A 15,225-nucleotide genomic window follows, 5' to 3' on the forward strand; every position below is an offset into this window, starting at 1 on the left:
CTCGCAATTGTGCAAGTTCACTAATTCGCTGATTGAATGGGTTCAGTTTTGGTCGCAGCGAAGTCCTTTGGTGTCTGGCCGCCAAGGGCCTGATGAGGCCTGTGGTTGTTGTAGTAGATCAGGTACTCGAAGAGTTCATTGGCGAAGTGATCGAGGTTATCGAAGGTTGCCCCATCGATGACGTCGTCGTCGAGGGTACGCCAGAACCGTTCGATCTTGCCGTTGGTCTGCGGCCGATAGGGTCTGGTGTAGCGATGCTTGATGCCGAGTTCGAGGAGCATGGCTTCGAAGGGATGCTCTTCACGGTTGTTTCGGGATGCGAACTCGGCGCCGTTGTCGGACATGATTTCGGCGAAGACCAGCCCATAGGTGACGTTGAGGGTGTTGATCATCTTCAGCGTCCTGAACATGACCGGCAAGGCTTTCTTGGAGGTGATGACCTCGGCCCAGGCCAGGCGCGAGCAGCTGTCGATCAGGCTGACGATATAGGCCGTGGCCGGGGGTGGCGCCAGGAACACGTCGCGTGGCAGCTGATGCAGATCGACATGGCCAAGTTCGCCGAGCTTGTCCTTGATAATGCGGCGTTTCTCCTCGCGCATCGCCGGCGTGCGCCGGTTCAGATGATAGCGTTTCAGGACCCGGTAGATCGTCGACGGCGAGGGTAGCGTATCGCGCCGCTCGCGCAAGACAGCATGGATCTCGTAGCGGTTCATCCCCCTCTGGCGGCAAGCAACGATCTCGGCCTCGATGCCTTCCGGTTCGCGCCGTTCCTTCCACTTCGGTCCGCGCCGCCGCGGCAAGAGGTCGGCCTCCTCGCCGCTTTGCAAATAGCGGTTGTAACACTTCCGGAAGGTTTGCGAGCAGGTGCCGTGATGCCGATAAAAATCTCCGACCCGGCGGAACGTTGCCGACCGCCCGGCTTTCACCGCCTCGTATTCCGGGATCAGGAACCGCCACTTCTGCAGGTAGTTCCGCTCAATCGTCCGGTCGTAGCTGTTGTCGCGCATCGAATCCTCCCGCAAGAGAATTCAATCAGCGAATTAGTGAACTTGCACAGCAATGACGGGTGAGGCAGGCTCTCTAGCCATTCAACGCAAGTCCCCGTCCTTGCCTCCGCCTAGATTTCAATGATCATCGGCGCGACTGATGACGTGGCGGGAGGACGACCATGAATACGACAGCGACCGGGGATCTCGACATCCCCGCCGACATCGCGGCCACCCTCGTCGATCCCGTGGCCTATGCCGACCACCGCATCCACGACAGCTATCGCTGGCTCCGCGCCAACAACCCGCTCGGCATCGCGCGGCCCGAGCGGTTCGATCCGTTCTGGGTGGTGACCAAGCACGCCCATATCCAGGCCATCAGCCGGCAGAACGAGCTGTTCCACAATGCCGACCGCCCGACCACGCTGACCACGCAGGCGCTCGAGGAGCGGGTCCGCGAGATCACCGGCGGCCCCAATCTGGTGCGCACGCTGGTGCAGATGGACGCGCCCGATCACCCGAAATATCGCGCGCTGACGCAGGGCTGGTTCATGCCGGCCAATCTCGGCAAGTTCGAAAGCCGCGTCCGCGAGATCGCGCGCGCCACGGTGCAGCGCATGCTCGACAAGGGCGGAGCCTGCGATTTCGTTGAGGACGTCGCGCTCGGCTATCCCCTGCATGTCATTATGGAGATCCTCGGCGTTCCCGAAGCGGACGAGCCGCGGATGCTCAAGCTGACCCAGGAGCTGTTCGGCCCGCAGGATCCCGACACGGCGCGCAGCCGCGAGGCGCTGGGCGCGGAGCAGTTTTCCGCGATGATGCAGGCGGTGGTCGCTGACTTCTCGGCCTATTTCCGCGCCATCACCGAGGATCGCCGCCGCAATCCGCGTGAGGACCTCGCCACCGTCATCGCCAACGCGAAGATCGGCGGCGACTACATGCCTGAGCATGATGTCACCAGCTATTACATGATCGTCGCGACAGCGGGCCACGACACCACGTCGTCCTCGACAGCCGGCGCGATCTGGGCGTTGGCCGAAGACCCGGATCAGTTTGCCAGGGTCAAAGCCAATCCGGAATTGATCGCGGGCCTGGTCGACGAGGCGATTCGCTGGATGACGCCGGTCAAGCATTTCATGCGGTCGGCCACCGCGGATACGGAATTGGGCGGCCGCAGGATCGCGAAAGGCGACTGGCTGATGCTGTGCTACGCCTCAGGCAATCGCGACGAAGACGTGTTCGAGGATCCCGATCGCTTTCGCAGCGACCGCAGGCCCAACCGCCACGTCGCGTTCGGCTATGGCGCGCATCTTTGCCTCGGCCAGTATCTGGCCAAGCTCGAAATGCGTATCCTGTTCGAGGAGCTGCTGCCGCGGCTGAAGTCGCTGTCGCTCGACGGCGAGGTAAAGATGACTCAGGCCACTTTTGTCAATGGCCCGAAGAGGCTTCCGATCCGGTTCGAGGTGAATTAAGCCGTTCTCGTCATTGCGACGAGCGAAGCGACGAAGCAATCCATCTTCCCGCGCGTGCGGAGCCATGGATTGCTTCGCTCCGCTCGCAATGACGGGGAGAGGACTTCACTCCAGCATCTTGCGCAACTCCGCCTTCGCCACCTTCTCCAGGGTCGAGCGCGGCATCTCGTCGACGAAGCGGATTTCCCTGGGCAATTTGAAGTCGGCGAGCGCCGAGCGGCAGGCGGTCATGACATTGTCGTGCAGGTCGGCCGGCAATGCGGCAACGCCGGCCTGCGGGATGATGAAGACGACCGGCACCTCGTCCAGCATCGCGTGCTTCTTTGCGACCACCGCGGCCTCGCGCACTCCCGGTACTACCGCGATCACCTGCTCGATCTCGGAGGCCGCGACATTCTCGCCGCCGACCTTCAGCATGTCCTTGGCGCGGTCGCCGAATTTGAGGTAGCCGCGGTCAAGCAACGTGATGCGGTCGCCGGTGACGAAATAGCCGTGCTCGTCGAAGCTGTCGCGCGTCGCTTTCTCATTGTGCAGATATTCGGCAAACAGCGACAGGCCCGGAACGCCCTTGATCAGCAGGTTGCCGGTCTCGCCGACGCCGGTCGGTGTGCCGTCGTCGTTGGTGATGCGGATCTCGTATTCCGGCGCGGCACGGCCGATCGACATCGGCGTGTTGGGTTGGTCGATCTCACCTATGATGCCATGGGTGATGGTCTCGGTCATGCCCCACCAGCCGATGATCTTGACGCCGAACACCGCGAACGGCGGCGGATCGTTGACCGCGGTGCCCCAGAGCCGGAATTTGTGATCCCTGGGGACCTCGTGCTCGAGCAGTGCCTTCATGCAGAACGGGATGGTCGAGGTCCAGGTGCAGCCATGCTCCAGCGCCACCGGCCAGAAGCGGCTGGCCGAGAAACGCGGCTGGATCACGCAGGATCCACCGACCCACAGTGATGCCAGCATCGAATAGGCCAGCGCGTTGGTGTGGAACAGCGGCAGATAGGTCTGGTGCACGTCGGACGCGTGCAGGTCCTGGTGCGCGGCGTTGATCTTGGCGCCCCACAACGCGTTGGCATGCGTCCACAGCACTGCCTTCGGTCGCGACGTCGTGCCGGACGTATATTGCACGCTGCAGGGTGCGAGCGGATCGGTCGCGCGGCGCGGCCGGTCGGCGCTATCGGCAAACAGTGAGTCAAAGCTGTCGCCGCGCGACGGCGCCTGCACGGGCGTTTGCCCTGCGTCATGCGAGGTCACGGCGATCCAGCGCAGCCCCTTGCAGTGGGCTGATATCAGCTCGGCATAGGCCGGCTGGGTGATCGCGGCCACGGCGCCGCAATGGCCGGCGAAATACTCGATCTCGGCCGCGGCCGAGCGGGTGTTGGTGGTAACCGCGATGGCGCCGAGCTCGACGCAGGCAAACCACGACAGCACAGCCTCGATGCAATTGTCGAGATGGATCAGGACGTAGTCGCCCTGCCTGATGCCACGCTTGGCAAGTCCGGCCGCCAGCGCGCCGACCCGCTCATGGAATTCGCCGTAGGACCAGCGCCGCGCCGGTGCATCGAACGGCGCCCAGATCAGGAACGGATGAGCGCGGCGCACCTCGGCGCGCATCCGGAGCAGCCACGGCACGTCGAGCCCGGCGAACGGTCCCACGATGCCGGGCGCGGCCTTCGAATTGGTCATGTGTCCTCCCGCGCAGCTTCAGCGGCTGCTTGCTTGTTGTCGGGAGCCTTTGTGCCATCGGATCGCGCGGCGGGCAAATGCCACGCGTCAGCAATCAGTCCGCATACGACGAAATCTCGATCAGACTCCCGTCCGGATCGCGGCAATAGACCGAGCGCAGCGTGCCGCGGGCGCCCTGCTTGGCCACCGGGCCTTCCTCGATCGCCACGCCATGGGCCTTCAGATGCGCAACGACCTCATCTGGCGTGCTCGAGGTCAGGAAGCAGAGATCGTCGCTGCCGGCCATCTCGTGATCGGCGGTGAACCACTCGACCTTGTCGGCATCGCGCGGCCGCACATTGATCTTCTGATTGCCGAACACCAGCGAGGTGCGCGGCGTCTTGCCTGCGCCAGGATCGAACACCTTCACCTCCATGCCGAGGATCGTGCTGTACCAGGCAACCGAGCGCGCGACGTCGGCGACATTGATCACGAGATGGTCGAGCGCATTCACCTCGACAGCCATGATCGATCCTTTCGGTCCAGAGCGTTTTCAAGCGAAGCCTGCCCCGCACTTGATGCGGGGTGGACACCGGTTCGCGTGAAGAAAACGCGTCAAACAAGAATTCAGCTTAGCCTTTCGTCGCGGTCGGCTGCGCATGTGTCGCACTGGCCGCAACAGGCTTTGTTTGTTAAAACGCCGGCGCGCGCAATTCAACAGCAACGGGCAGGGGGCAAACCTGCCGCATCGGGAGCAAACTTCATGATTTCACGCCGCACTGCGCTGGGCCTGATGGGGTCGGGGATTTCGACATTCGCGATCGGCCGCGCGTCAGCAGCCGATTACCCGGCGCGGCCGGTGCGCTGGATCGTCGGCTATCCGCCGGGCGGCGCCACTGACATCATTGCGCGCCTGATCGGGCAGCGGCTGTCGGAGAAGCTCGGGCAGCAATTCGTGATCGAGAACAAGCCGGGCGCCGGCAACAATATCGGCACCGAAGCTGCCGTCAACGCCGAGCCCGACGGCTATACCGTGTTGCTGGTCAATCCGGCCAATTACATCAACGCTTCGCTCTACACGAATTTGAAGTTCAATTTCGTGCGCGACGTCGCGCCGATCGCCTCCTTCAACCGCGTGCCGAACGTGATGACGGTCGCCAAGGATGTGCCGGCCAAGACCGTCGCCGAGTTCATCGACTATGTGAAGGCCAATCCCGGCAAGGTGAACATGGCCTCTTCCGGCAACGGCACCTCGGTGCATCTCTCCGGCGAGATGTTCATGTCGATGACCGGCTGCAAGATGCAGCACGTGCCGTATCGCGGCGCGGCGCCCGCGATCACCGACATGCTCGGTGGCCAGGTGCAGGTGATCTTCGACAACATGCCCTCGATCATCCAGCACATCCGCGCCGGCTCGCTGCGCGCGCTCGGCGTGACGACGTCGGAACGCTCGTCGCAACTTCCTGACGTGCCGGCCATTGGCGAGACTGTGAAGGGCTATGAGGCGAGCGCGCTGTTCGGCATGGGGGCGCCGAAGAACACGCCGAAGGAGTTCATCACCAAGCTGAACACCGAGATTAACGCCGTGCTCACCGAGCCCGACATGAGGAAGCGCCTGGTCGAGCTTGGCGGCGATTCCTTGATCCAGACGCCGGAGGCGTTCGGCAACGATATCAAGGCCGAGACCGACAAGTGGAAGAAGGTGGTCGAATTCGCCGGACTCAAGGTCGAATAGGCTACGGTCCCGCACGTGATCGTGATGCCGCGAGATGATGCGGCATTGCTCGAATCCGCCGACAGCGGAATAAAACGTCACACCGGAAACTTTACCTCGCGTGCTGCGCTATCTGTTGCGGCGCCGTGAGAGCGGGAGATTCGATCATGCGTCTATCGCGACTGGCAGTGCTCGCATTGGGGGCGATGATGCTCACCGGCGTCGCCAACATCGCTCCCGCTTCGGCCGATCCCAATGATTATCCGTGGTGCGCGCAAGGCCCGAGCTGGGGTTATCCCGGTGAATGCATGTATCAAACCTTTGAACAATGCGAGGCAAGCGTGTCCGGCCAGTACCTCGCCTGCGGGGAAAACCCTCGCTTCCTGTTTCGCGAGCAGTCCCAGTTTCAGTCCCTGCCGCAACCGCATCGGCGACGACACCGACACGTCCATCGGCACTAAGTGCGTGAATCTCTGATTCCGTGGCATTGACGCGATCGTGAAGTCGCGGCCTTGACGCCACACGGTTTGCGCCTATACTAAACCTTATGGTTAAGTATTTGGACGAGACGCTGGACCGCACCTTCGCGGCGCTCTGCGACCCGACCCGCCGGGCCCTTCTGGCTCGGCTCGGTGAGCAGGAGAGCCTGTCGGTGAGCGAGCTTGCCCAGCCATTTGCGATCTCGTTACCCGCAATCATGAAGCATCTCGACGTGCTTTCGGATGCCGGCCTGGTCGCGCGCGAAAAGACTGGCCGCACGGTGGCGTGCCGGCTCACCGCCCGGCCGATGGAGCAGGCGATGAACTGGCTCAATCACTATGCGCAATTCTGGTCCGACAATCTCGACCGCCTTGCCGCCTTTGTGGAGGACGACCCATGGTCAACAAATCTGCCGTCGCAGCCGACGCCGGCCTCGCCGCGCGCCCAAGCCTCACCCTCACGCGGCGGCTCCGCGCGCGGCCGGAAAAGGTCTACGCCGCGTGGGCCGATCCGGAAAACCTAGTGCAGTGGTTCGGGCCCGGGCAGGTCAAGCCCGGCTCGGCGCGTGCGGAACTCGATGTCCGCGTCGGCGGACGTTACCGCATCAGCTTCACCGGCTCGAACGGCGAACATCACGAGGTCGGTGGCGTCTATCGCGAGGTGGTGCCGAACGAGCGGCTGGTGTTCAGCTGGGCCTGGCATTCGACGCCGGAACGCGAGTCGCTGGTCACGGTGTCGATCAAGCCTGATGCCGGCGGCACGCTGCTCACTTTCCATCACGCCCAGTTCGTTGATGAGACCGCCCGTGACAACCACGAGCGCGGCTGGACCGAGTTCCTCGGCAATCTTGAAAGCTTCGTCGACGCCTGAATACGGAAGGGGCATACCATGCAACCGCACAAGATCGTCTCGCGCGAGGAGTGGGTCGCGGCCCGGACAGACCTGATGGTCCGTGAGAAGGAGCTCACTCAGGCCCGTGAAGCGCTGAGCCGCGACCGCCGCGAGCTTCCCTGGGTCAAGGTCGACAAGGACTATGTCTTTGACGGGCCCAAAGGCGAGATCACCCTCGGCGAATTGTTCAAGGGCCGGCCGCAGCTCGTCGTGCAGCACATCATGTTCGCGCCGGAATGGGACGCGGCCTGCAAGCACTGTTCGTTCTGGGCCGACGGTCTCGATCGCACGGTGGCGCATCTCGCCGCGCGCGATACCACGATGGCCGCGATCTCGCGCGCGCCGCTGGCGAAGCTCGAGGCGTTCAAGAGGCGGATGGACTGGACCTTCGACTGGGTCTCATCGGGGAATAACGAGTTCAACTACGATTACGCCGTCTCGTTTACCCGTGAGCAAATGGACAAGGGCGAAGCGCGCTACAACTTCGGAACCACGCCGCCGTATGGCGACGAGTTGCCCGGCATCAGCGTGTTCTATCGCGACGAGACCGGTGACGTCTTCCACACCTATTCGACCTTTGCACGCGGCCTCGACATGATGAACGCCGCCTACCAATATCTCGACCTGACGCCGCTCGGGCGCCACGAAGAGGGGCTGCCCTATCCGATGGATTGGGTAAGACTGCGGGACCAGTATCAACCGGCGCTGGTTCCGGCATCCTGCTGTCACTGACGCCATCTTAAGCGGCTTGTGACTTGCTCCGTCGTTCCGGGATGGTCCGAAGGACCAGACCTCAGATGCGCAATTGCGCATCGGGGAACCTCGTGCATCGCCCCGGAATGACGGATGCTAACACTGCACGCGGCGGCGCGCCTTCTGCAGTTTTTGTGCAGTAACCCATCGTTAATCATCTTGATCGGCGCGTGGCGCGCTGCTGCTTGCTTTCACTTGGCGATCCCGTATACTTTGCAATACAAAGTTCGGGCGAAAAAATGCGCGACCTCGACAAGGCGTTGGCTGATATCCTCGCGATCCGCAGCCAGATTGCGGCGGGAACCGCGTTCCGCGGCTATGGTCCGGCCACCGTCGCCGCCACCAGCGGCATCGCGCTCGTCGCCGTACTGGCGCAGCACCTCTGGCTCGACGATCCCACCTCGCATCCGATCGCCTTCCTCGCCGGCTGGGCCGCGGCAGCCCTGCTGTCCGCCGTGCTGATCTGGATCGAGATGCAGGCGCGCTCGCGGCGGCACCATTCCGGCCTGGCGGACGCGATGGTGCAGCAGGCGATCGAGCAGTTCCTGCCTGCGGCGATTGCCGGCGTGCTGCTTGCGATCCTGCAATGGAAGTTCGCGCCGGAGACGCTGTGGATGCTGCCGGGCCTGTGGCAGGTGCTGGTCAGCCTCGGCGTGTTCGCATCGGTCCGCCTGCTGCCGCGCTCGATCGCGTTCGGCGGCGCCTGGTACTTCCTCTCGGGCTTCACGGTGCTCCTGATCGCAAGCCAGACTCACGCGCTGTCGCCCTGGACCATGGGGCTGCCGTTCGCGATCGGCCAGCTCCTGCTCGCCGCGCTGCTTTATTTCGCTTCCGGAGACAATGATGCCGAAGACTGACGCGACCAGTGCGCCATTCGCCTATGACGGCCTCGACCGCGTCATCCACGAGAAGGCGCGGCTCGGACTGCTGACCTCGCTGATGGCCCATCCGAAGGGCCTGGCCTTCGCCGATCTCAAGCAGCTTTGCGGCCTGACCGACGGCAATCTCAGCAGGCACCTGCAGGTGCTGCAAGAGGCCGGCCTCGTCGACGTCATCAAGGGCTATGAGGGCAATCGCCCGCATACCACCTGCCGTCTGACCAAAAGCGGCCGCCGCCGCTTCCTCGACTATCTCGCCGTGCTCGAGCAACTGGTGCGCGATGCCGCGAAGGCCGCCGGCAAGGACGCCGGCACGGCCACGCGGCTCGGCATCCTGCCCGCATGATCACCCCCCCCTTTTTACCTGGAGACTTTGTGATGCAAAGTGAGCTCTCGCCCGATCCTGACGCCGCTACCCTGCTGCATGTCGGCATCATCATGGACGGCAATGGCCGCTGGGCGACACGCCGCGGCCTGTCGCGGCTACGCGGCCACGAGGCCGGGGTGGAGGCGATCCGCCGCGTGGTCGAGGCGGCGCCGGACCAAGGCGTTGGCACGCTGACGCTTTACGCGTTCTCCAGCGACAATTGGCGGCGTCCAAGGGCCGAGGTATCCGCCTTGATGACGCTGTTGCGGTTCTATCTTGCCAACGAGATCGACGCGCTGGTGCGCAACGGCGTCCGTCTCACCGTGATCGGCCGCCGCGACCGCCTGCCTGACGGCATCGCCAACGCCATCGCGCGCGCCGAAGCCGCGACTGCCGACGGCACGACGCTCCATCTGCGCATCGCGATCGACTATTCAGCACGCGAGGCGATCCTGAATGCGGCCGTGCGGGCTGCAAATGCCGGCCCGCTCAGCCGCGAGACTTTTGCCGATCTCATCACCGGCGAAACCGGTCTGCGCGACGTCGATCTCATCATCCGCACCTCGGGCGAGAAGCGGCTGTCGGACTTCCTGCTCTGGGAAGGCGCCTATGCCGAGCTGCATTTCACCGAGCGGATGTGGCCCGAATTCGATACCGACGATCTTGCCGATGCACTGGCTTCCTTCCATCGCCGCGAGCGCCGCTTCGGCGGGCTGACGTCGATCGCACCGGAGGTCGTTCCGACGCTTTAGCGCGACGACCGCCGCGACTACGTAAGCACATACCGTTGTGCTGAACTCTGGATAACTGCCGCACCCGGCTGGACGGTCGAGTCGTCAACGCGATAACTTCCGCAATGGCTGCGCAGAACAAAAAGAACCGTGGCGGTCGAGGCGTGAGTGAGCATACAGGTTGCGATTCTGAAAGTATTGGCCAGTCACGGCAGCGGCCGCGCCACGCTCGAGTCCCTCAAACACGATCTTGCAATTCTCGCATCGAGCGGTGCGGACTGGCAGGCGCGGATCAAGCGCTTGGCGTCGCGGGTTCCCGATATCGACATCTTTGGCAATGGCTACGTGTTGCGTGATGCCGAAGGCTGGGAGATCACATTGGCCGGCCGCGCGTTCCTGCATACGCTGGAAGCCGTGACACAGGATAATTTGCCGTCCGAGCCGCCACCGGAAAGGGCAACCCACGCGCAGGGCGCGCTGATCGTGGTCGGTCACCGCTTCAAGAATCGCACGAGGCTGCAAATTGTGCGCAGGGAACCCGGCCGTCGCCGGCCGTTTTCCGAGCAACGCTGAACCTCGCAGCGCCAGGCGCGACCTACATCTGGGGTATTGCTTCGGAGGTCGCAAATGACTGCTTTGACTCAATCGATTGCACGCGCGTTTCCTGCCAATTCGCTTCAAATCAATATTGTCCGGCAACTCCTGTTGCTCGCTCTCGCCGCCGTGGTCGTGGCCCTCCTCAGGGCCACCTATGGACTCGACCTCAGCTGGGCTTTCTTTTGAGCCGCGTGCCGTTTTTTTCGGCTGCAAGTCATATTAGGTTAACCGGACCGGTGTAGCCAAGCGCACGCTTCATTGATTTTGAAATCGGGCCGATCTCCCATGGACAAGCCGATGCGCTGCCAGTGCGGAAGAACGCGAACCATTGCGCTCGACAAGCATTTTCGCACCGCGCTGGTATGCCCGAAATGCGATGAGATCGAACGGACCGGGCCGGTCAAGACGGGGGAAGAGGCGCTGACCGCGCGCTAGCACGGTCGTTTTCGGCGCCGAAACCCGGTAAGCTTCGTTTTCCGAAACCCTCGAAAGCGAAGCCATCCGATGTCGCACCTTCCCGATACCGCCCATGCCGCCGTGACGCTCGCCGACGTGCGCCAGGCCGCGGTTGTTATCCGCGATTCGGTCATGGTCACAGCGTGCAACGAGAGCCGCACGCTGGGCGAGATCTGTGGCTGCCGTCTGTTCCTGAAGTTCGAGAACCTGCAGTTCACCGCGACCTTCAAGGAGCGCGGCGCGCTGAACCGCCTGCAGGCGCTCTCGCCGGAGGAGCGTAAACGCGGCGTGATCGCGATGTCGGCCGGTAATCACGCTCAGGGCGTGGCCTATCACGCGAAACGCCTCGGCATTCCCGCCACCATCGTGATGCCGATCGGCTCGCCGATGGTGAAGATCGAGAACACCAGACGTCACGGCGCCGAGGTCATCATCACCGGACAGACGCTGGAAGAGGCCGCTACATTCGTTAGGTCGCATGCCGCGGCGCATGGCTTCACTCTGGTCCATCCCTATGACGATCCCCTGATCATTGCTGGCCAGGGCACGATCGGGCTCGAAATGCTCGAGGCGGTGCCGGAGATCGACACGCTGGTTGTGCCGATTGGTGGCGGCGGATTGATCTCGGGTATCGCGACCGCCGCCAAGGCATTGAAACCGTCGATACGCATCGTCGGCGTGCAGGCGCAACTCTATCCGTCGATGTACAACGCGATCCGTGGCGAGCAATTGCCGATGCGCGGCGACACGCTCGCCGAGGGCATCGCGGTCAAGGCGCCCGGAAAGATCACCACCAAAATCGTCCGCGACCTCGTCGACGACATCATGCTGGTCAGCGAGGATCAGATCGAGCGCGCGGTCGCAACCTTGATCTCGATCGAGAAGACCGTGGTCGAGGGCGCCGGCGCCGCCGGGCTCGCCGCGGTGCTTGCCGCACCGGAACGCTTTGCCGGCCGCAATGTCGGGCTTGTGCTGACCGGTGGCAATATCGACACGCGATTGATCGCGTCGGTGCTGACCCGCGAACTCGCGCGCGAGGGGCGGCTGACGCAGCTCGCACTCGATATCGTCGACCGGCCCGGACAGCTCGCGGCGGTCTGCAATCTGCTCGCCTCTGCTGGCGCCAACGTCATCGAGGTCTCGCATCAACGGACTTTCTCCGACCTGCCGGCGAAGGCGACCATGCTGGAGCTCGTCATCGAGACCCGCGATCGTGTGCACCTCGAGGACGTGCTGACGAAACTCGGCGCAGAGGGTTTTTCCGTCCGCGGCGGTTAGTCGTCAGCCGCCAGCTCCGCCAGCTTGGCGATCGTGTTGATGTTGCGCGCGGTGCCGTTGATGGCCGCGGGGATCTTCAGCTTCGAGCGGCCCATGCCGCTGCCATAGGTGACATAGATCTCGCGCTTGCCGAGCCGGACCTGCTCGTCCTGCTGGCCCTTGATGTCCTTCAAGGCGTCCTTAGGCAGCGGTTCGTCGAGGAAGATCGCGACCGTCCAGTTCGGCGGCTGCTTCGGAAACGGATTGGCCTTCAGCACCGCAGCGATCTCGTCCGCGCTCCGGACCGCCACGCCGACCGGCTTGCCGGCATAGGCGTGCAGCCGCTTCTCCAGCGCCGCCTTGACCTTGGCCGCACCGAGCTTCGACGAGAACACCACATTGCCGCTGGCGATGTAGGTCTGGACCTCGCCGAATCCCTCATCGACGCACATCGCCTTCAATTCGGTCATCGGCAGCTTGCCGGTGCCGCCGACATTCACAGCGCGCAGCAGAGCGACATAACGGGGCATCAGGGCCTCAGGTCAACAACAGCGCCATGCCCGGATCGCCCTTCTCCATCGCACGCCGGTAGGCCGGGCGCGCGGCAATGCGGCCGAGATAGGCCTTGATGTCGGGACAGCGCCCGAAATCATAGGGCAGGAAATAGCGCATGGTCGTGAGCGAGAAGCCGATCATGATGTCGGCCGACGTGAACTCGTCGCCGGCGAGATAGTTTGCGTCGCGCACGCGCGCATTAACCAGATCGAAGGAACGATCGAGCCGCGCTTTGGCCGCGACCAGCATCGGATTGTCGTCCGCGAGCTTGAGCCGGTTCAGGATCATGTTACGGCCCATCTGGGCCTGCAGCGTGCCGTTGGCGAAATGAAACCAGTACAGGAATGGCGCGAAGTCGGGATGATCGGGCCTCACGGCCAGCCGTCCGTTGCCATATTTCGCGATGATGTATTCGACCACGGCGCCGGATTCGGCCAGCACCAGGTCGCCATCGGTGATGACGGGCGCAGCGCCGATCGGGTGCAGCGCCTTGTAATCGGCCGGCGCCAGGATCGTGACGGGATCGCGCGCATAGTGCTTCAGCTGATAGGGGATCTCCAGCTCCTCGCACAGCCAGACGATCCGCTCCGATTGCGACTTGCCGAGATGATGGACCGTGAGCATGCAGCTTCCTTTCTCAGGCGTCCGCGGTCTTTTTGGCTGTTTTCTTCACCGGCATCGGCTCCTCGATCGCCTTCTTCATGGCGCGAGCATAGGCGTCGGCGGCGTTCTCGGCCGAGTTCTGCAGGCGCTTGGCGGTCGCAGTGGCGTTCAGCAGGGTGCTCTTGGCGAGGAAGCGGAAGCGCGCCTTGGCGTCCTTGTCCTTGGCCTTGGCGGCGCGCGCCACCCACACGGCCCGGCGCTTCTTCGCGGCCGCCATCACGGCCTTGGTCTGTGTTCTTGCGGTTTGCCGGATGACGGCGTCGAGGTCGGCTTCGGCCATTCAGGTCCACTCATTGACTGGATAATGTGCGCCGGGACGGACGCACGGATCTGTGAAGGGAGCTATCACTAGCGCACCCGGCGCGGTTTGAACATGTGGTCCTTGCGGTCGGCGATTGTATCGAGCCGGGCGCTCCGGCATAACCGGCCGGGCCAGAGGGGAGTGGCCCTGCGGATGACGGCCCGGTTTAGTCGGCGCGATATGATGCTGCGCACGGCGGCGATCGCCGCCGCGGCCACGATGGCCAATGCGCCCGTGGCGGTCTCAGGCCCGCTCCGCGCCTTGCGGCAAAGCCGCGACATTGACGCGGCATTGCGGGCTCGCGTCGATGCCGGGGAGGTGCCCGGAATCGTCGCCATGGCGGCCAGCCCGCGGGCCACGATCTATCAGGGCGCGTTCGGCGTTCGCGCGAAAGGCGCGGGCGCGCAAATGTCTATCGATACCGTGTTTCGCATCGCCTCGATGGTCAAGCTCCTGACCTCGGTCGCGGCGCTGCAATTGGTCGAGCAGGGTCGGCTGAAGCTGGACGAGCCCGCGGCCAATATCGATCCGACGCTGGCCGCGCCACAGGTTCTCACCGGCTTCGACGCCAAGGGCACCCCGCAACTGCGACCGGCGCGAAAGCCGATCACGCTGCGCAACCTGCTGTCGCATACGTCGGGCTTCAGCTATCCGCTATGGGATGCCGATGTCGGACGCTATTTTCGGGCCGCGCGATCCGACCCGGCGCTGCCGCGCAGCGTGCTGATGTTCGATCCCGACAGAGGCTGGGCCTATGGCGGCAGCCTCGACCGGGTCGGCCGGCTGGTGGAGATCGCAAGCGGGTTGACGCTCGACCGCTACTTTGGGGATTACATCCTCGGTCCGCTCGGCATGAACGACACCGGCTTCACGATCACCGAGCAGCAGCGCGCTCGGGAAGCGCATCTGCATGTCCGCCAGAGCGACGGCACGCTGGTGCCGCAGCCGCTGGAGAAGCACACTGCGCCAAAGACGTTCTCCGGTGGCGGCGGTATCTATTCGACCGCGCCTGACTACCTCATCTTGCTGCAGACGCTCCTGAACGGCGGCAACTTCGGTGGTACATCGATCCTGCGGTCGCAGACCGTGGCGATGATGGCTGATAACCAGATCGGCAATCTCGACGCCGGCGTGATGAAGACGACCAATCCGGCCATTTCCAGCGACGTCGATTTCTTTCCCGGCGTCCGCTTGCGTTGGGGCCTCGGCCACATGATCAACCTCGATCCCGTTTCCGGCGGCCGCAAGGCCGGCAGCCTGACCTGGGCCGGCCTCTACAACACCTACTACTGGATCGACCCGGCGTCCGGCCTTGCCGGTGTGATCATGATGCAGATCCTGCCCTTTGCCGATGCGCATGCGCTTGCGGCCTATCGCGCGTTCGAGCGCGCGCTCTACCGGGCGTACGTCGCGACGTGATATGGCTGACAACGCAGCCTTGAACTGCACAGTCCGATCG

General features: G+C 63.7%; 19 protein-coding genes and 3 pseudogenes. 14 read left to right on the forward strand and 8 right to left on the reverse strand.

From position 1 onward, the window contains the following. Positions 1–20: 20 nt before the first annotated feature. The 3 pseudogenes from UP09_RS38890 to UP09_RS01310 form a co-directional block, all read right to left on the reverse strand. Positions 21–206 (reverse strand): annotated as a pseudogene (locus UP09_RS38890) (integrase core domain-containing protein); the annotation flags it as partial. Then, positions 185–266, reverse strand: a pseudogene (locus UP09_RS38895) (integrase core domain-containing protein); the annotation flags it as partial. The pseudogenes UP09_RS38890 and UP09_RS38895, both read right to left, overlap by 22 nt. A 24-nt stretch (positions 267–290) precedes the next feature. Further along, positions 291–1,007: pseudogene (locus UP09_RS01310) on the reverse strand (helix-turn-helix domain-containing protein); the annotation flags it as partial. 161 nt (positions 1,008–1,168) lie between these two features. Between UP09_RS01310 and UP09_RS01315 the strand changes: the two are divergent. After that, on the forward strand, positions 1,169–2,458 hold the full coding sequence (locus tag UP09_RS01315) for a cytochrome P450 (RefSeq protein WP_044536216.1): 1,290 nt from the start codon (positions 1,169–1,171) through the stop codon (positions 2,456–2,458). A gap of 105 nt (positions 2,459–2,563) precedes the next feature. On the opposite strand, the gene UP09_RS01320 is transcribed toward UP09_RS01315, so the two are convergent. Beyond that, positions 2,564–4,144, reverse strand: coding sequence for an AMP-binding protein (locus UP09_RS01320; protein ID WP_044536217.1), 1,581 nt, complete (start codon positions 4,142–4,144; stop codon positions 2,564–2,566). A 94-nt stretch (positions 4,145–4,238) separates the two neighbouring features. After that, positions 4,239–4,649: a VOC family protein gene (locus tag UP09_RS01325; protein ID WP_044536218.1), complete on the reverse strand. Its 411-nt coding sequence runs from the start codon at positions 4,647–4,649 to the stop codon at positions 4,239–4,241. A 237-nt stretch (positions 4,650–4,886) separates the two neighbouring features. Between UP09_RS01325 and UP09_RS01330 the strand changes: the two genes are divergently transcribed. The 12 genes from UP09_RS01330 to UP09_RS01375 all read left to right on the forward strand — a co-directional run bounded on the left by UP09_RS01330 (position 4,887) and on the right by UP09_RS01375 (position 12,268). Beyond that, positions 4,887–5,858 carry a Bug family tripartite tricarboxylate transporter substrate binding protein gene (locus tag UP09_RS01330; RefSeq protein WP_044536219.1) on the forward strand — a complete coding sequence of 324 codons (972 nt, stop codon included), beginning with the start codon at positions 4,887–4,889 and terminating at the stop codon, positions 5,856–5,858. A gap of 146 nt (positions 5,859–6,004) precedes the next feature. Next, a complete protein-coding gene (locus UP09_RS36700) occupies positions 6,005–6,298 on the forward strand; it encodes a DUF3551 domain-containing protein (protein ID WP_082069923.1) in 294 nt (97 codons plus the stop codon). A 98-nt stretch (positions 6,299–6,396) separates the two neighbouring features. After that, positions 6,397–6,840, forward strand: a complete 444-nt coding sequence (locus tag UP09_RS01335; protein WP_245301728.1) for an ArsR/SmtB family transcription factor — start codon at positions 6,397–6,399, stop codon at positions 6,838–6,840. Beyond that, positions 6,840–7,187, forward strand: a complete 348-nt coding sequence (locus UP09_RS01340) for an SRPBCC family protein (protein WP_044536221.1) — start codon at positions 6,840–6,842, stop codon at positions 7,185–7,187. The genes UP09_RS01335 and UP09_RS01340 overlap by 1 nt, the downstream gene beginning before the upstream one ends. 18 nt (positions 7,188–7,205) lie before the next feature. Next, positions 7,206–7,940 carry a DUF899 domain-containing protein gene (locus tag UP09_RS01345; protein WP_044536222.1) on the forward strand — a complete coding sequence of 245 codons (735 nt, stop codon included), beginning with the start codon at positions 7,206–7,208 and terminating at the stop codon, positions 7,938–7,940. A 260-nt stretch (positions 7,941–8,200) separates the two neighbouring features. Next, positions 8,201–8,818 (forward strand): hypothetical protein, encoded by a 618-nt coding sequence (locus tag UP09_RS01350; protein WP_044536223.1) that lies wholly within the window; start codon positions 8,201–8,203, stop codon positions 8,816–8,818. Beyond that, entirely contained in the window at positions 8,805–9,185 is a 381-nt protein-coding gene (locus tag UP09_RS01355) for a transcriptional regulator (protein WP_044536226.1), read from the forward strand. Before UP09_RS01350 ends, UP09_RS01355 begins: the two co-directional genes overlap by 14 nt. Positions 9,186–9,217: 32 nt before the next feature. Beyond that, the gene (locus tag UP09_RS01360) at positions 9,218–9,958 is read left to right on the forward strand and encodes a di-trans,poly-cis-decaprenylcistransferase (RefSeq protein WP_044536227.1); all 741 of its coding nucleotides are present in this window, start codon (positions 9,218–9,220) and stop codon (positions 9,956–9,958) included. Positions 9,959–10,105: 147 nt separating this feature from the next. Continuing rightward, the gene (locus UP09_RS01365; RefSeq protein ID WP_245301729.1) at positions 10,106–10,510 is read left to right on the forward strand and encodes an aminoacyl-tRNA deacylase; all 405 of its coding nucleotides are present in this window, start codon (positions 10,106–10,108) and stop codon (positions 10,508–10,510) included. A 54-nt stretch (positions 10,511–10,564) separates the two neighbouring features. Beyond that, a complete protein-coding gene (locus UP09_RS01370) occupies positions 10,565–10,720 on the forward strand; it encodes a response regulator (protein ID WP_245301730.1) in 156 nt (51 codons plus the stop codon). 99 nt (positions 10,721–10,819) lie between these two features. Beyond that, the gene (locus UP09_RS37360; protein WP_156164388.1) at positions 10,820–10,969 is read left to right on the forward strand and encodes a hypothetical protein; all 150 of its coding nucleotides are present in this window, start codon (positions 10,820–10,822) and stop codon (positions 10,967–10,969) included. 69 nt (positions 10,970–11,038) lie between these two features. Then, positions 11,039–12,268, forward strand: a complete 1,230-nt coding sequence (locus tag UP09_RS01375; protein ID WP_044536229.1) for a threonine ammonia-lyase — start codon at positions 11,039–11,041, stop codon at positions 12,266–12,268. Here the strand turns inward: UP09_RS01375 and UP09_RS01380 are convergent. From UP09_RS01380 to UP09_RS01390, 3 genes are read right to left on the reverse strand one after another with little or no spacing between them, the layout of a single operon-like run. Beyond that, entirely contained in the window at positions 12,265–12,777 is a 513-nt protein-coding gene (locus tag UP09_RS01380) for a DUF1697 domain-containing protein (RefSeq protein ID WP_044536230.1), read from the reverse strand. The two genes, UP09_RS01375 and UP09_RS01380, sit on opposite strands and share 4 nt — an antisense overlap. Before the next feature lie 7 nt (positions 12,778–12,784). Further along, on the reverse strand, positions 12,785–13,426 hold the full coding sequence (locus UP09_RS01385; RefSeq protein WP_044536231.1) for a glutathione S-transferase family protein: 642 nt from the start codon (positions 13,424–13,426) through the stop codon (positions 12,785–12,787). Positions 13,427–13,439: 13 nt separating this feature from the next. Further along, complete coding sequence (locus UP09_RS01390; RefSeq protein ID WP_063840125.1) at positions 13,440–13,745, reverse strand: hypothetical protein; 306 nt, start codon at positions 13,743–13,745, stop codon at positions 13,440–13,442. A 174-nt stretch (positions 13,746–13,919) separates the two neighbouring features. On the opposite strand from UP09_RS01390, the gene UP09_RS01395 reads away from it, so the two are divergent. Continuing rightward, the gene (locus UP09_RS01395; RefSeq protein ID WP_245301731.1) at positions 13,920–15,185 is read left to right on the forward strand and encodes a serine hydrolase domain-containing protein; all 1,266 of its coding nucleotides are present in this window, start codon (positions 13,920–13,922) and stop codon (positions 15,183–15,185) included. Positions 15,186–15,225 lie beyond the last annotated feature (40 nt).

This window comes from Bradyrhizobium sp. LTSP885 (assembly GCF_000938305.1).
Classification (GTDB): Bacteria; Pseudomonadota; Alphaproteobacteria; order Rhizobiales; family Xanthobacteraceae; genus Bradyrhizobium.

Excerpts from the sequence above, each read along its gene's own strand:
- UP09_RS01315 (WP_044536216.1), top strand. The coding sequence starts at position 1,169 with ATGAATACGACAGCGACCGGGGATCTCGACATCCCCGCCGACATCGCG.
- UP09_RS01320 (WP_044536217.1), bottom strand. The coding sequence starts at position 4,144 with ATGACCAATTCGAAGGCCGCGCCCGGCATCGTGGGACCGTTCGCCGGG.
- UP09_RS01325 (WP_044536218.1), bottom strand. The coding sequence starts at position 4,649 with ATGGCTGTCGAGGTGAATGCGCTCGACCATCTCGTGATCAATGTCGCC.
- UP09_RS01330 (WP_044536219.1), top strand. The coding sequence starts at position 4,887 with ATGATTTCACGCCGCACTGCGCTGGGCCTGATGGGGTCGGGGATTTCG.
- UP09_RS36700 (WP_082069923.1), top strand. The coding sequence starts at position 6,005 with ATGCGTCTATCGCGACTGGCAGTGCTCGCATTGGGGGCGATGATGCTC.
- UP09_RS01345 (WP_044536222.1), top strand. The coding sequence starts at position 7,206 with ATGCAACCGCACAAGATCGTCTCGCGCGAGGAGTGGGTCGCGGCCCGG.
- UP09_RS01350 (WP_044536223.1), top strand. The coding sequence starts at position 8,201 with ATGCGCGACCTCGACAAGGCGTTGGCTGATATCCTCGCGATCCGCAGC.
- UP09_RS01355 (WP_044536226.1), top strand. The coding sequence starts at position 8,805 with ATGCCGAAGACTGACGCGACCAGTGCGCCATTCGCCTATGACGGCCTC.
- UP09_RS01360 (WP_044536227.1), top strand. The coding sequence starts at position 9,218 with ATGCAAAGTGAGCTCTCGCCCGATCCTGACGCCGCTACCCTGCTGCAT.
- UP09_RS01370 (WP_245301730.1), top strand. The coding sequence starts at position 10,565 with ATGACTGCTTTGACTCAATCGATTGCACGCGCGTTTCCTGCCAATTCG.
- UP09_RS37360 (WP_156164388.1), top strand. The coding sequence starts at position 10,820 with ATGGACAAGCCGATGCGCTGCCAGTGCGGAAGAACGCGAACCATTGCG.
- UP09_RS01375 (WP_044536229.1), top strand. The coding sequence starts at position 11,039 with ATGTCGCACCTTCCCGATACCGCCCATGCCGCCGTGACGCTCGCCGAC.
- UP09_RS01380 (WP_044536230.1), bottom strand. The coding sequence starts at position 12,777 with ATGCCCCGTTATGTCGCTCTGCTGCGCGCTGTGAATGTCGGCGGCACC.
- UP09_RS01385 (WP_044536231.1), bottom strand. The coding sequence starts at position 13,426 with ATGCTCACGGTCCATCATCTCGGCAAGTCGCAATCGGAGCGGATCGTC.
- UP09_RS01390 (WP_063840125.1), bottom strand. The coding sequence starts at position 13,745 with ATGGCCGAAGCCGACCTCGACGCCGTCATCCGGCAAACCGCAAGAACA.
- UP09_RS01395 (WP_245301731.1), top strand. The coding sequence starts at position 13,920 with ATGACGGCCCGGTTTAGTCGGCGCGATATGATGCTGCGCACGGCGGCG.